The organism is Jeotgalibacillus sp. JSM ZJ347 (genome assembly GCF_044383825.1).
Taxonomy (GTDB): domain Bacteria; phylum Bacillota; class Bacilli; order Bacillales; family Jeotgalibacillaceae; genus Jeotgalibacillus.
Genome location: NZ_JBISEN010000004.1, coordinates 133464 through 145931, shown reverse-complemented (window position 1 = coordinate 145931; position 12468 = coordinate 133464). Strand labels below are relative to the sequence as shown.

Annotated in this window: 18 protein-coding genes; 11 read left to right on the top strand and 7 right to left on the bottom strand. The window is 43.7% G+C overall.

Annotated elements, in window-relative coordinates; genetic code table 11:
* The first annotated feature begins 8 nt into the window (after positions 1 to 8).
* Together ACH6CZ_RS13315 and ACH6CZ_RS13310 are read left to right on the top strand one after the other, a co-directional pair.
* Positions 9 to 821, top strand: a complete 813-nt coding sequence (locus tag ACH6CZ_RS13315) for a DUF368 domain-containing protein (RefSeq protein ID WP_374097957.1) — start codon at positions 9 to 11, stop codon at positions 819 to 821.
* 99 nt (positions 822 to 920) lie between these two features.
* A complete protein-coding gene (locus ACH6CZ_RS13310; protein WP_374097956.1) occupies positions 921 to 1244 on the top strand; it encodes a DUF4870 domain-containing protein in 324 nt (107 codons plus the stop codon).
* A 4-nt stretch (positions 1245 to 1248) separates the two neighbouring features.
* Here the strand turns inward: ACH6CZ_RS13310 and ACH6CZ_RS13305 are convergent, their stop codons facing one another.
* A complete protein-coding gene (locus ACH6CZ_RS13305; RefSeq protein WP_374097955.1) occupies positions 1249 to 1872 on the bottom strand; it encodes an FMN-dependent NADH-azoreductase in 624 nt (207 codons plus the stop codon).
* 180 nt (positions 1873 to 2052) lie between these two features.
* Between ACH6CZ_RS13305 and pulA the strand changes: the two genes are divergently transcribed.
* The 4 genes from pulA (at position 2053) to ACH6CZ_RS13285 (ending at position 5472) form a co-directional block, all read left to right on the top strand.
* Positions 2053 to 4638 carry a type I pullulanase gene (pulA, locus tag ACH6CZ_RS13300; RefSeq protein WP_374097954.1) on the top strand — a complete coding sequence of 862 codons (2586 nt, stop codon included), beginning with the start codon at positions 2053 to 2055 and terminating at the stop codon, positions 4636 to 4638.
* A 33-nt stretch (positions 4639 to 4671) separates the two neighbouring features.
* Complete coding sequence (locus tag ACH6CZ_RS13295; RefSeq protein WP_374097953.1) at positions 4672 to 4857, top strand: YqaE/Pmp3 family membrane protein; 186 nt, start codon at positions 4672 to 4674, stop codon at positions 4855 to 4857.
* 50 nt (positions 4858 to 4907) lie between these two features.
* A complete protein-coding gene (locus tag ACH6CZ_RS13290) occupies positions 4908 to 5135 on the top strand; it encodes a DUF2164 domain-containing protein (RefSeq protein ID WP_374097952.1) in 228 nt (75 codons plus the stop codon).
* 79 nt (positions 5136 to 5214) lie between these two features.
* Positions 5215 to 5472, top strand: a complete 258-nt coding sequence (locus ACH6CZ_RS13285; protein ID WP_322422167.1) for a metal-sensitive transcriptional regulator — start codon at positions 5215 to 5217, stop codon at positions 5470 to 5472.
* A gap of 321 nt (positions 5473 to 5793) precedes the next feature.
* Here ACH6CZ_RS13285 and ACH6CZ_RS13280 read toward each other — a convergent pair whose 3' ends face one another.
* Both ACH6CZ_RS13280 and ACH6CZ_RS13275 read right to left on the bottom strand, forming a co-directional pair.
* Positions 5794 to 6063 carry a hypothetical protein gene (locus ACH6CZ_RS13280; RefSeq protein ID WP_374097951.1) on the bottom strand — a complete coding sequence of 90 codons (270 nt, stop codon included), beginning with the start codon at positions 6061 to 6063 and terminating at the stop codon, positions 5794 to 5796.
* A 102-nt stretch (positions 6064 to 6165) separates the two neighbouring features.
* Entirely contained in the window at positions 6166 to 6627 is a 462-nt protein-coding gene (locus tag ACH6CZ_RS13275; protein WP_374097950.1) for a hypothetical protein, read from the bottom strand.
* 252 nt (positions 6628 to 6879) lie between these two features.
* Between ACH6CZ_RS13275 and ACH6CZ_RS13270 the strand changes: the two genes are divergently transcribed.
* Entirely contained in the window at positions 6880 to 7071 is a 192-nt protein-coding gene (locus tag ACH6CZ_RS13270; protein WP_374097949.1) for a DUF2187 family protein, read from the top strand.
* Between the two features lie 44 nt (positions 7072 to 7115).
* Here ACH6CZ_RS13270 and ACH6CZ_RS13265 read toward each other — a convergent pair whose 3' ends face one another.
* Both ACH6CZ_RS13265 and ACH6CZ_RS13260 read right to left on the bottom strand, forming a co-directional pair.
* On the bottom strand, positions 7116 to 7268 hold the full coding sequence (locus ACH6CZ_RS13265; protein ID WP_374097948.1) for a hypothetical protein: 153 nt from the start codon (positions 7266 to 7268) through the stop codon (positions 7116 to 7118).
* Positions 7265 to 7732: a GNAT family N-acetyltransferase gene (locus ACH6CZ_RS13260; protein ID WP_374097947.1), complete on the bottom strand. Its 468-nt coding sequence runs from the start codon at positions 7730 to 7732 to the stop codon at positions 7265 to 7267. The genes ACH6CZ_RS13265 and ACH6CZ_RS13260 overlap by 4 nt, the downstream gene beginning before the upstream one ends.
* 84 nt (positions 7733 to 7816) lie before the next feature.
* Between ACH6CZ_RS13260 and ACH6CZ_RS13255 the strand changes: the two genes are divergently transcribed.
* Positions 7817 to 7945, top strand: a complete 129-nt coding sequence (locus tag ACH6CZ_RS13255) for a hypothetical protein (protein WP_374097946.1) — start codon at positions 7817 to 7819, stop codon at positions 7943 to 7945.
* Between the two features lie 9 nt (positions 7946 to 7954).
* Here the strand turns inward: ACH6CZ_RS13255 and ACH6CZ_RS13250 are convergent, their stop codons facing one another.
* Positions 7955 to 8380 (bottom strand): pyridoxamine 5'-phosphate oxidase family protein, encoded by a 426-nt coding sequence (locus ACH6CZ_RS13250; protein ID WP_374097945.1) that lies wholly within the window; start codon positions 8378 to 8380, stop codon positions 7955 to 7957.
* A gap of 126 nt (positions 8381 to 8506) precedes the next feature.
* Positions 8507 to 9475, bottom strand: coding sequence for an ABC transporter substrate-binding protein (locus ACH6CZ_RS13245; RefSeq protein ID WP_374097944.1), 969 nt, complete (start codon positions 9473 to 9475; stop codon positions 8507 to 8509).
* 159 nt (positions 9476 to 9634) lie between these two features.
* On the opposite strand from ACH6CZ_RS13245, the gene ACH6CZ_RS13240 reads away from it, so the two are divergent.
* From ACH6CZ_RS13240 to ACH6CZ_RS13230, 3 genes are read left to right on the top strand one after another with little or no spacing between them, the layout of a single operon-like run.
* Positions 9635 to 10636 (top strand): FecCD family ABC transporter permease, encoded by a 1002-nt coding sequence (locus tag ACH6CZ_RS13240; RefSeq protein WP_374097943.1) that lies wholly within the window; start codon positions 9635 to 9637, stop codon positions 10634 to 10636.
* Positions 10633 to 11694, top strand: a complete 1062-nt coding sequence (locus ACH6CZ_RS13235) for a FecCD family ABC transporter permease (RefSeq protein WP_374097942.1) — start codon at positions 10633 to 10635, stop codon at positions 11692 to 11694. The genes ACH6CZ_RS13240 and ACH6CZ_RS13235 overlap by 4 nt, the downstream gene beginning before the upstream one ends.
* Positions 11691 to 12404, top strand: a complete 714-nt coding sequence (locus tag ACH6CZ_RS13230; RefSeq protein WP_374097941.1) for a hypothetical protein — start codon at positions 11691 to 11693, stop codon at positions 12402 to 12404. The genes ACH6CZ_RS13235 and ACH6CZ_RS13230 overlap by 4 nt, the downstream gene beginning before the upstream one ends.
* Positions 12405 to 12468 lie beyond the last annotated feature (64 nt).

Here is a 12468-nt window from a genome sequence, read left to right as displayed (position 1 = left end):
ATGCATGTATGTTTGACTGGAGAAATATATTCCGCGGGATGGCGATGGGTGCAAGCGATGTTGTTCCTGGCGTCAGCGGCGGTACAATTGCCGTTTTACTTGGCATTTATGATCAGTTTATCAATGCTTTAAGCGGCATTACAACGAGAGAATGGAAAAAACAACTGCCATTTTTAATCACACTTGGAGCAGGAATGGGGATTTCAATTCTTGCACTCAGTAACCTGATTGAATGGCTGCTTGATGTCCACCCTCAGCCTACTTATTTCTTTTTTATCGGATTAATTGGCGGGATTTTACCTTATCTTCTGAGAGAATCTAATGCGAAAGAAAACTTTAAGGGGAAGCATATTGCAATGCTGGTGATTGGTGCAGTGATTGTACTGATTATCGGTTTTTCAAATCCTTCTGAGGACGGTGCAGTGATTTCGAACTTAACAGCTCCGAATATGCTGTTACTTTTTGGTGCAGGAATTCTTGCAAGCTCAGCGATGATGCTGCCCGGTATTAGCGGCTCGTTTCTGCTGCTGGTGATTGGTGTATACAATACTGCTATTTCGGCAGTCAGTAATTTGAATCTTCCGGTGATTGGATTGATTGGAGCAGGTGTTGCCTTTGGGTTTATTTTTACAAGTAAGCTCATCCGTTTTCTGCTGCACCGTTATCCGATCATGATGTATGCATTTATTATAGGGCTTGTTTTCGGTTCACTTTTTGTTGTGTATCCGGGTCTTGCATTGACAGCCGGAAATATTATTATGTGTTTGATTACACTTGCAGCAGGCTTTTATACAGCCGTGCTGCTTGGCAGAAGCAGCTGATGAAAAGGACCTTTCCCGGTGATGGGGAAGGTCCTTTTGAAACTTATCTGCGAGTGATCCGTATACTTATATACGCAGATTCTTGAAAGGAGCATGATCATGCAATCAGAAGACCGCCTCGTTGCAGCAATGATGTATTTCACGAGTACTGTCACATTTATTTTCGGACCACTGATTCTCTGGTTCATCAAAAGAGACGCCCCCTATGTAAGGGAGCACGGTTATGCTTATTTAAATTTTGCTGTCAGCTACTTTTTATATCAGGCAGCTGCAGGCTTTTTATTCTTTATCGGCATTGGATTTGTGATCAATACCGTATTGACTGTCTTATGGATCGTATTTGCGATTATTGCCGGATTATACGCGTTAAAGGGTCAAGTGTTCAAGATTCCACTCGTGATCCGCTTCTTCACACCTGATTAACAGCCTATTCGAGTCTAGCAAGTTTTTGAGCCAGTTCTCTTGCTTCAGCTTTCGATTCATCGAGAATCTTTTCTGCCATATCAGGGTACTGGCTCATCCCTTCACAGATCACTGAATCATATTCTTTAATGCCAAGGAAACGCATGACTTCGCGCAGATAATCCTCTGAGAAATTTAGCCCTGTTCCTTTATAGACGCCGCCGACAGATTCAATGTGTACAGCACGTTTACCTTCAATGAGACCTTCCTGACCGCTTGCTGTATAGCGGAACGTTTTGCCCGGTATACAAAGTGAATCAATATAAGTTTTCATTCTCGGCGGGAATAATAAGTTCCAGAACGGCGTGACAAACACATAGAGGTCAGCTGCTAAAAACTGATCAAGCACATTATCCATCCGCTTCACTTTTTCCTTTTCCGTCTCTGTAAATTCCTCACCTGTACGATGTTTTCCCCACGAGCCTAATACATCCTCATCAATTTCCTGCAAATCCATTTCATACAGGTGCGCATATTCAACCTCCACATCCTGCTCCGCTTTCTTCAGTTCTTCTATGAACGTATCAGCGATCTCTTCACTGACTGATTTTTTCGTGCGTGGATTCGCGTTAATATATAATACTTTCATCACAATTCCTCCCTAACTTTAATGTCCTTCTACATCTATTTTAAGCGAAATCAATCGTATTGCCACGTATCAGTACTTAATATTTTCAAAATTCAGACCTTTAGCGTATGAACTTTACATACTCATCACAACTTAAAGTGCCTCTTTTATGAAATCTGCCGTATAATGAATAGAAAGAGATTGAATGTTCAAAACTTTTATCAGTACACCACAGAGAAAGGTCTGATATCCATTGTGAGAATAGAATCTTATGAAAAACAGCCACCAATTCTAAAAGAAGTGACCGTAACACTCCATTATCATCGCTATGATCGTGATTATGAAGGATGGAATCTGTGGGTTTGGCTTGAAGGTGAAACCGGTAAAATGGTTGAGTTTTCTGATGAAGACAACTATGGCAAAAAGGCTGTATTTTCCTTGCAGAGCCCTGAAGAAATTAAGCGTGTTGGATTTATTATCCGTAAAAGTACAAAAGAGAACGACTGGGTAGGCAAGCGCTTTGATGACCGGTTCATTACTTCCTTTGATTCATCCGGTCAGGCAGAAGTCTGGCTCATGCAGGGAATGGAACGAATCTATGAAGACTTGAATGACGTAACTGTTTTCCCCGGTATTATCAGTGCAAAAATTGATAAATGGGATGAAATTTCTGTTCTCACTAACCTGTCATTTGACTGGGAGCACGATAACCTCCATGTCACGCTGAGCGGAGCTGAAATCAAGAAAATCCGCGTTGAAAAAGACAATGCAGGTTCAGATCTTGCCAACCGCCTGGTCATTAAAACGAAAAACAGACTGGTTTTAACTAAAAAATATCAGGTCAACCTGTCACACTTCGGTTATTGTGAAGTGACGTTCGGAGATATTATGCGGACGAAGAAGTTTGACCAGACGTTTAAATATGATGGATTTCTCGGATCACAATATTTACCTGAACAGACTGCTTTTTGTGTGTGGGCACCTTCTGCACATCAGGCTGAAGTAAAAATGTTTAAAAATGATGAAGTTTCCGTATTCAGAATGGAAAAGGGTGAGCGCGGGACGTGGCACACCATCCTTAAAGGAGACTGGGAAGGTGCGCATTACCTGTATCGCGTGCGGATCGGGAAAGAGTGGCGTGAAACGCAGGACCCTTATGCTAAAGCAGTCTCTGTGAACGGTGTGAAGAGTGCTGTAGTCGATCTCGACAAAACGAATCCCGCTTCGTGGAAACCGGTCACACGGACACTTGAATCACCGGTGGATGCAGTCATTTATGAGCTGCATGTCCGGGATGCAACGATTCATGAGGACAGCGGTGTATTCAATAAAGGGAAGTATCTCGGACTTGCTGAACAGGGAACGGTGACAGAACACGGCTTTTCAACAGGACTCGATTATTTATCAGAGCTCGGTGTCACGCATGTTCAATTGCTACCTTTCTATGATTACTGGACTGTTGATGAAACAAAACTCGATCAGCCTCAATATAACTGGGGCTATGATCCAAAGCATTTCAATGCACCGGAAGGATCGTACTCGACTGATCCAACGCATCATGCGCTGCGGATCAAAGAGCTGAAAACGCTCATTCAGTCCATTCACGACCGCGGAATGAGTGTCATTATGGATGTAGTCTATAACCATGTGTATGATGTGGCAAGATCTCCTTTTCATCAGCTCGTTCCAGGCTATTATTTTCGTTATACCCGTAATGGAAAACTGTCAAATGGGACTGGAGTAGGAAACGATACTGCTTCTGAACGCGCAATGATGAGACGTTTTATTGTCGATTCACTTGTCTACTGGGCAACTGAATATCAGATTGACGGATTCAGGTTTGACCTGATGGGCATTCATGATGTGGAGACCATGCAGGCTGCAAGAGAAGCCCTCAACAGAATTGATCCTGCCATCATCATGCTTGGTGAAGGCTGGGACCTGCAGAGTGCACTTCCTGACCGTTTAAAAGCGAATCAATATCAGGCTGATCAGATGAAAGGTGTCGCCCATTTCAATGACGCCCTACGCGATCATTTAAAAGGAAATACGTTCTCAAAGCAGGATAACGGCTTTATTAACGGCAGAATCGGCATGAGATACCATCTGCTGCAGGGTGTGTCCGCCGGGATGAAAGTTCCTTATGACCGGAAAACATTTATCTCACCTGAGCAGGTCGTGAATTATACAGAAGCGCATGATAATCACACGCTTTGGGATAAACTCTGCTTTACCACGCCAAACGCTACAATGAGCGATCACAAAAGGATGCACAGGCTCGCAACCTCTATCATCCTGCTATCTCAGGGCGTTCCTTTCCTGCATGCAGGTCAGGAATTTATGCGGACAAAATATGGTGTGGAAAACAGTTACCGGTCACCGGATGAGATCAACAAGCTTGACTGGCACCGCCGCGAGGAGTTCAATCAGACAGTCAGCTTTATCAAAGGGTTAATCAGGCTCAGAAAAGCTCATGCTGCATTCAGAATGAGAACAAAAGAAGACATTATTAATCATATGCATTTCCATCCAACTGATGAGAGATTAATTGCGTATGACCTGATTGCTAAAGAAGGACCTTATGAACGTTTTACAGTCATTCACAATGCACACGGGACCCCTGTGAAATATCACCTGGATGCTGAAGGTCCGTGGCACATTCTGGCGGATGGTATTCACGCTGACAGTGAGCCTCTCGGGATCTTAAGATCAGATGTGGTTGAAGTAAGCCGTCACAGCACTTACGTCCTCGCACTTCCGTTTAATTCAAGGGATAGTCGGGAATAATCTACTATCCAATGAAGAAGGGTTGATGATGATATGCTTTATATTCTCGCCATTTTCCTGCCGCCGCTTGCGGTGTTATTCACAGGCAGATTCGGTTCGTTTCTGCTGAATATTCTGCTGACAATCCTTGGTTATATCCCGGGACTGATTCACGCAGTAATCGTCGTACGTGACGAGAAACATAAAAAAGATATGCAGCAGTATATGAAAAAATCATAGTAAAGTAATGCCGGTCTATCCGGCATTTTTTTCATTCAGGAGGAGATAAAATGAAGGATCCATTTTCTTTAAGTACTGAAGTAAAACACGAAATGACAAATCAGATTCAGACATATTTTCTTCATGAACACGATGAAGAGGTCGGCCAATTGAAAGCTACACTGATTCTTGATTTCTTTTTAAAAGAACTTGCACCGGCAGTCTATAATCAGGGGATTGTGGATGCGCACCAGTTTTTAGAAGACAAGCTTGAAGACCTTTTTTCAATACAAAAGTAAGACGCGTCCTTCTTTACAAATCCCGAGTAGCCTTATACGATATAAGTAGTTAGAAATTCAAATCAAAGGAGCTCATCCTATGGAATATGATAAACAGCAAATAAATCGTCTAAAACGAGCTGAAGGACAGATAAAAGGGATTTTACGAATGATGGAGGAAGGCAAGGACTGCAGAGATGTTGTCACTCAGCTTTCTGCGACGCGCACTGCTCTGGACCGCACAATCGGTCTGATTGTGGCACGAAACCTCGAGGAGTGCCTGCGTAATGCTGAAAAGGGTGAGGACTCAGCGGATTATATTAATGAAGCTGTGCAGCTGCTTGTGAAGTCGAGATAGGTAATGACAAGGACCGATTTATATCTAAGGCTCTGTTAAAGGTGGCTGGTGATTTCCGCTCCAGGGGGAACGCTTTCCGCACGGACGGACCGTTTTGTGGTCCCATATGACCTCCTCGCGCTTCGCACTGCGGGGTCTCACCTGTCCGATTTCTCCTGCTGGAGTCGTCCCCCTTACGCTCCAATCACCAGCTATGCTAAAATTACATTGGACTATAACATAGCTATTTCTAAAGAAGTACTGCCAACATGCAGTACTTCTTTTTTGATTGTAAAGAAATGATTCAAACATAAAAAAACCGCCGGGCTCATTTCGGCAGTTTCATGCTCCGGTTTTGATCCGGTCCTTGTATCTTGCAATGCTTTTTTCAACGCTTTCTACAAGCTGTTTTTCCTTGCGGCGCTCATGCCATTTTGTAGCAAGAGAGTGCAGAAACATCAGCCCGATAAATGGAACAAAGCTTATGTAAATAAAATGAGACGCTCCTTGAAAAATCTCCTGAAGAATTAACCACCAGTAGCTGATGTAAATGATTGTGAAAGTAAGATTTATGAGCCCTTCGCCTGAAGATCTGCTTCTTTTTCTACGCATTCACACACCCGCTTTGCTATACAAGATAGTCTAATCCTATCATAACTTGTCAGAAAATTCATTTCTTTTATCATATAAAAAATCCCGTGCAAGACGGGATTTCTAATTCACAGCTGTAGTAAATACCTGCTCCATATATTGAATACTTCCGCTGAGTGAGATCAGCAGCATGATCATCATGACAACTGAGACAATCAGCAAAACTGCATGCAGGATATCTTTCACTTTGACGCCTTCTTCTTTCCTCTTTTGAAAGGCAGGGATGACACGCTGCAGCAGATAGACAGCGAAAATTCCGAGTGTCAGTGATAATACCCAGGACTGGATCGCACGATTAACTTCGTCCTGAAACAGTAAATATCTGAGTGTGTTATCATCATTTACCTCAACCGTGACAGCTTCTTTTACAAACATACCGCGCTCAAGCGTTAACTGCTGCGCATTTTCGTCATAAATATAGCCATAGCCGCCAGGATAAACATTCAGTGTCACTGCTAATGTAATTAACAGTATAATAATGCTGTAACCGCCGGCTGTGAACCAAAATGATCGTTTACTTTTCATTCAATCAGGCCCTCCGCTTTAAATCAGCTAACGTTTATTCTATCAGACTGCAGACCTGATCGACAGTCCCAGTGATTTTTTCGTGAAATTACAGAAATTTCACCCTATTCAGGGCTATTTATAGTAGAATACATAAGTACTAATGGGGTATATATCTAGTAAATAGACGTAGGATTTAAAGAAACGGCTCAGCTGATGTATAATAGTGTGCAGTCCGTTACAAATTATTTTTTAAGAATATGGGGTGCTGATATGACACAGGCTAATGTAGGACAGAAAGTACAATTTACACGCCACGGCTTTGATATCACTGGCGAAGTAACAAAAATTCTCGAACGATCTGTGATTGTAAGTATATCAGAAGAGGACGCTTTGCTTTTAGATTACGGTACAAACTTCACAGTTGTCTCTCATGAAAATTATAAAGTGGTAGAAAAAGCTTAATGGTAACCTAGCAGCCAGGGCTGTCTATATTTAAAAATCTCCTGTCACGATGCTGACAGGAGATTTTCACTTTCTGTCAGCACTTCTGCTGACAGCGCATATTGTTCCGGGTCAAAATTGAGCATGAGAATAAAGATCAGAATAATCATCACCACGACCAATGCAACAATTGCAATTACGCTCTTTTTACCGCTCATGACTTTTCACTCTTTTCTGTCTGATTGATTGTTAACAGCATGTCTACGTGAGGGATTCCATCATCAAGATATTCCACTGAAATTTCTTCAAAGCCGAATGACCGGTAGAAATCTCTTAAGTAAGTCTGCCCCTGAAGCATAATTTCTTCTGTGCCCCACTCCTTCATCAGATCAATCGCCTTTTGCACGAGCTGACGACCAAGCTGTCGGCTTCTGAATTCCTCAACGACAATAATTCTTCCGATCGACGCTTTGTTATACTTCGTCCCTGCCTTCATTAACCTTGCATAGGCAGCAAGCTTTCCATCAATCAGCAGCTGAAGATGCCAGGATTCAGGATCATATCCATCCACCTCGTGATATGCGCAATCCTGCTCTACAACGAAAATATCCACGCGCGCCTTTAAAACATCATGCAGTTCCCGAGCAGACAGCTCATCAAAGCTGTTACATTTCCATTCCATTTATGTACGCCTCCGTTCTGCTTTAACATCTCCTTACATTATATTAGAATGAGAGGTAAATTTCACATGATTGGAGAGGTTTAAATGGAAAGTGCGCTGGATTGGGTGTTTCAAGTGCTGTTTGGCATCGGAATTTTATTTATGATAAGCTTCGGCATCGTCATCATGCTCCTTTTGCAAAAAAAGAACCCTAACCGCCGGAAAGACGATTAGAGCTCAACTTTATTTATCTAAATCAAGCGACTGCGGCTTTTCCCCTGAATTCATCAGGCGAATAGACGTCGGTTCAATTTCCAGCACGACATATTTCGGATCATCCGGCCCTTCAAACCAGTTAGAGAAACGGTCATTCCAAAGCTTCTCCTTCATCTCTTGCGAATCACGGATCACAGCCGTACCTTCAACTTCTACATAAGAATCTGCGTATCCGTCTCCCTCATAGCCCAGCAGCACATGCACAAACGGATTTTCATCAATTTCTTCAGCCTTATGTGTATCAACACTTGTCGGCGTATGAAGTACATACCCCTCATTGTAAAAAGTCATATAACGCGAATGCGGACGATTATTCTTTACTGTCGCAAGCGTTCCTGTCTTATTGTTTTCAAGTACATTCAATATATGGTCTTTTAATTCTTTCTGATTCATTGATACTCCACTCCTTTTGTTGGTCATGGTATTAGTATTTCCACGAAGTGGGGTCTGGGAAACATTTGGGTGGGTTTTTTTAGGCTGCATTAAAAAGCGCCCTGCATCAGCAGAGCGCCATCAAACTTATTCAGCTAAGAAATACTCTTCAATGTCATCAAGCATGACGTTGGCTGCAAGAACGCCGCCTGCTGTGTTCCAGATCGCGTCACTTACTTCCTGTACGTTGCCCTCCTGAACGACTTCAAGGTTCTGGAATAACGGGTCATTCAGCCAGTCTTCTGCGCTCTGGTTTGCTTCACCGTCTCCTGTATCGTATGTGAAGTAAAACAGTACGTCACCTTCCATTGCTTCTACACGTTCTTTTGTGACCCCTTTTTCTGCGAAGTCATCAACGTCCTGTTCTGGTGGACGTGCGAAGCCAAGCTGGTCGAGGATAATGCCTGAGAATGAGTCTTTATGGTAAATTCGCGTATCGCCTGCAAGGAAGCGAACCATTGAGATTTCTTTTTCAAGGTGACCGCCCTCTTCAAGCTGACCGCTCAGTTCGTCAACGCGTGTTTCAAAGTCTGCCATTACCTGTTCGCCTTCTTCAGACTTGTTCAGTGCTTTAGCATATAGTTCAAAGTTTTCCTGCCAGTCACCTTTTAGTGTTTCTGACATCACTGTTGGTGCAATGGCTTCAAGCTGCTCATATACTGCTTCCTGACGAAGTTTTGTACCGATGATTAAATCCGGATCAAGTGCAGCGATCGCTTCAACGTTTACTTCACTCTCTGTTCCGACAACTTCCACACCTTCCATTTGATCAGCAATATGATCGTACCAAGGGTCGCCAGTCCATGATTGAACCGCTCCTGCTGGTGTAACGCCCATGGATAGTAATGCTTCAGTTCCTTCATTTGTTAAAATAACAACTTTTTCCGGTGTTCCTTCGATTTCAGTCGTACCCATTGCATGTTCGACTGTATATGTTTCAGCTGTTTCTCCGCTGTCAGCTGATTCTTCATCTGTTGACTCTGATGACCCGCCGCATGCTGCAAGAATAAGAGCTGCAACACTCATTAAAAGTAATAATAAACTAAACTTTTTCATTTCTGACTCTCCCTGTATTTAAAATATTGATAATGATTCTCACTACATTTCAAGCATAATCAACTGCCTGCTCAGTGTCAACAGCTAAATGAAAACCGTTTTCATTTAACAGATTTTTCGATATAATGGACCTACTTGTTTCAGGAAGGATCTTTTACTATGAAATCTTCAAAGTTTTTTACGTTCTTTTCAATTACAGGGGCATTTGTTTGTATGCTGCTGCTTTTATTTGCAAGTGTGAGGTTTGGCTATCAGCAAACTTCAGTGCAGCAGATTGTCCAGTCATTCACTGATTTTGACGGATCAAATGCCCATCTGATTATACAAAATGTCAGGATACCGAGAGCGCTGATTGCAGCAATGGTTGGCGCTGCTTTAGCAGTGTCAGGTGTGCTGATGCAGACGCTGACTAAAAATCCGCTTGCGTCACCGAGTATTTTCGGTGTAAATGCAGGTGCAGGGCTTGCGGTTGTGATCGGGGTTACAGTGTTAAATGTCAGCTCTCTTCACGCCTTTGCGATTCTGGCTTTTATCGGGGCAGCCGTTGCGATTACTGCTGTCTTCGGATTAGGTTCACTGGACCAGAGAGGGTTATCGCCGCTTCAGCTGACGCTTGCAGGGGCAGCGTTATCGGCCCTTTTTGCATCAATTACACAAGGGCTCCTAGTATTGAACGAATCAGCGCTTGAGTCTGTTATGTTCTGGCTGGCCGGTTCTGTGCAGGGGCGTGATCTGGCATTACTGCAGACTGCGCTACCTTATCTTATTGCAGGCTTTATCATTGCACTGATCTTTTCGAGGTCGTTCAATATTCTGGCAATGGGTGATGATGTGGCAAATGGACTTGGCGTGAAAACCGGTCCTTTAAAAATCTGGATTGGTATCATTGTCGTGCTCCTTGCCGGCGGAGCAGTATCAGTCGCTGGTCCGATTGGCTTTATTGGCATTATGATTCCTCATTTAGCGAGAAAATGGATTGGCGTGGATCATAGAGTGTTATTGCCGATGTCTGCGCTGCTTGGCGCAAATTTGCTGCTTGTAGCTGATATTGCAGCAAGATACGTGATTATGCCGCAGGAAATCCCTGTTGGCGTCATGACGGCTATTATTGGCACACCTATCTTTATTTATATCGCAAGAAAGGTAGGTGCTTCATCATGAGCCGTTTTAAAACTGTCCGTTTCGGAAATAAAGGACCTTCTTTCCTGTTTGATAAGCGTACGACAATCAGTGTTGCCGTCGCGCTTGTGATCGTCATCGGGGCTTTTCTTATCAGCCTCGGGTTAGGTGAGGTTTGGGTTTCTCCACTCGATATTATTAAAGTATTTTTAGGTATGGGTGAACCGCTTAACGAGCTTGTGATCCGGGAGTTCAGACTGCCGCGTGTACTGATTGCGCTGCTCGTCGGTGTTGCACTTGCTGTTGCCGGTGCGATGCTTCAGGGTATTGTCAGAAACCCGCTCGCTTCACCTGATGTAATTGGGATATCAGGCGGTGCAAGTGTGTTTGTTGTCGGATTTCTTGTGCTGTTCAGCGACTCAAATGGGGCATTGTCCGTTTCGATTCAATGGCTTCCGGTAGCAGCCTTTCTCGGCGCACTGATCGCTGCTGTACTGGTTTATATTTTTTCCTGGAAAAACGGACTTTCACCAATTCGCCTTGTACTCATTGGAATCGGGTTATCTTTATTTACAAATGCCATTACAACGATGCTGATGCTGATTGGACCCATTTACCGGGCAAGTCAGGCAAATATCTGGATCACCGGTTCAGTCAATGGGTCTACATGGAGCCAGGTATGGATTCTTCTCCCATGGGTAACTGTACTGTTCCTTGCAGCTCTTTTAATGGCCAGGCATCTAAACCTTCTTGAACTCGGCGATGATATCAGTACATCAATGGGTTCGGTTGTGTCTAAGCAGCGGATCTTGATCCTGCTGATCAGCACGGGACTTGTTGGAGGATCTGTTGCATTTGCAGGCGGCATTGGCTTTGTCGGTCTGATGGCGCCACATCTCGCGAGAAAGTTAATTGGCTCATCGTTCGGTTCGCTGATTCCAATGTCAGCACTGATCGGAGCCGCGCTTGTGATGCTGGCAGATTTGATGGGACGGTTAATTGCTGCACCGCTTGAGATTCCGGCTGGTGTATTCACAGCAGCAATTGGCGCACCTTACTTTATCTATCTTTTATTTAAGGAAAGGGGCAAAAAATCGTGAATCAACAGGAACTTTTCTCATATATAGAAGATGCTTTTCCAGTCAGGTTCAGTGAGACTGAACTTGGAACAGAGTGGAAGCTTGCAGACTGGCTGGAGGCAGATACTGTCGCAGATGACCTTGCTTATATTCAGCGGATCCAGGAAGCACCACGACTGATGGTGGCAGGCTCCCTTTCAATGAAGCGGACGGCTTTTACACTGGTCAGCGTACTGCTTGCCCACTATAAAAGCGGTGAAGCCTGGGATCTGGCGTCTTCCGATGTCAGACTCGTTCATGACAAAGAGGCACCTTTTCAGCTTGGTGTACACCTGAGCGGGATACAGTCTTATGAAGATAATCCTGATTGGAATGTATTACTGCGGAAATTATATGTGGACTGGGTGAAGCCATTGATTCAATCTGTTGAAAAAGCTGGTAAGGTGAAGCAGATTGTGCTGTGGGAAAACTTTTTCATTTATCTGAGATGGTTCTATCAAAGTTTGGCTCCTGAATTAAAAGGGCTCAAGGAGCAGGACTGGGATGCTCACTGGCAGCAGATTGTGTCAGAGGATTTCTTTGGGGAAGATGAGCCGAATCCGTTTACTCACCTGGAGAATTTTGAAGCGAAACGGCAGCTTGAGGATGCACGTGTCAGAAGTACATGCTGCTATAAATATATGCTGCCTGGCAAGAAAAACTGCCGGACGTGCTGTTTGATTAAAGATTAGGCTATTTTAAAGTTGGCTGTTGATTGTAGCTCCAGGGGGGACGCTTTCCTCTACAATCAACAGC

Excerpts from the sequence above, each read along its gene's own strand:
- ACH6CZ_RS13250 (WP_374097945.1), bottom strand. The coding sequence starts at position 8,380 with ATGAATCAGAAAGAATTAAAAGACCATATATTGAATGTACTTGAAAAC.
- ACH6CZ_RS13290 (WP_374097952.1), top strand. The coding sequence starts at position 4,908 with ATGAAGGATCCATTTTCTTTAAGTACTGAAGTAAAACACGAAATGACA.
- ACH6CZ_RS13280 (WP_374097951.1), bottom strand. The coding sequence starts at position 6,063 with ATGCGTAGAAAAAGAAGCAGATCTTCAGGCGAAGGGCTCATAAATCTT.
- ACH6CZ_RS13255 (WP_374097946.1), top strand. The coding sequence starts at position 7,817 with ATGGAAAGTGCGCTGGATTGGGTGTTTCAAGTGCTGTTTGGCATCGGA.
- ACH6CZ_RS13235 (WP_374097942.1), top strand. The coding sequence starts at position 10,633 with ATGAGCCGTTTTAAAACTGTCCGTTTCGGAAATAAAGGACCTTCTTTC.
- ACH6CZ_RS13285 (WP_322422167.1), top strand. The coding sequence starts at position 5,215 with ATGGAATATGATAAACAGCAAATAAATCGTCTAAAACGAGCTGAAGGA.
- ACH6CZ_RS13270 (WP_374097949.1), top strand. The coding sequence starts at position 6,880 with ATGACACAGGCTAATGTAGGACAGAAAGTACAATTTACACGCCACGGC.
- ACH6CZ_RS13310 (WP_374097956.1), top strand. The coding sequence starts at position 921 with ATGCAATCAGAAGACCGCCTCGTTGCAGCAATGATGTATTTCACGAGT.
- ACH6CZ_RS13315 (WP_374097957.1), top strand. The coding sequence starts at position 9 with ATGTTTGACTGGAGAAATATATTCCGCGGGATGGCGATGGGTGCAAGC.
- ACH6CZ_RS13240 (WP_374097943.1), top strand. The coding sequence starts at position 9,635 with ATGAAATCTTCAAAGTTTTTTACGTTCTTTTCAATTACAGGGGCATTT.
- ACH6CZ_RS13265 (WP_374097948.1), bottom strand. The coding sequence starts at position 7,268 with ATGAGCGGTAAAAAGAGCGTAATTGCAATTGTTGCATTGGTCGTGGTG.
- ACH6CZ_RS13275 (WP_374097950.1), bottom strand. The coding sequence starts at position 6,627 with ATGAAAAGTAAACGATCATTTTGGTTCACAGCCGGCGGTTACAGCATT.
- ACH6CZ_RS13260 (WP_374097947.1), bottom strand. The coding sequence starts at position 7,732 with ATGGAATGGAAATGTAACAGCTTTGATGAGCTGTCTGCTCGGGAACTG.
- ACH6CZ_RS13295 (WP_374097953.1), top strand. The coding sequence starts at position 4,672 with ATGCTTTATATTCTCGCCATTTTCCTGCCGCCGCTTGCGGTGTTATTC.
- ACH6CZ_RS13305 (WP_374097955.1), bottom strand. The coding sequence starts at position 1,872 with ATGAAAGTATTATATATTAACGCGAATCCACGCACGAAAAAATCAGTC.
- ACH6CZ_RS13245 (WP_374097944.1), bottom strand. The coding sequence starts at position 9,475 with ATGAAAAAGTTTAGTTTATTATTACTTTTAATGAGTGTTGCAGCTCTT.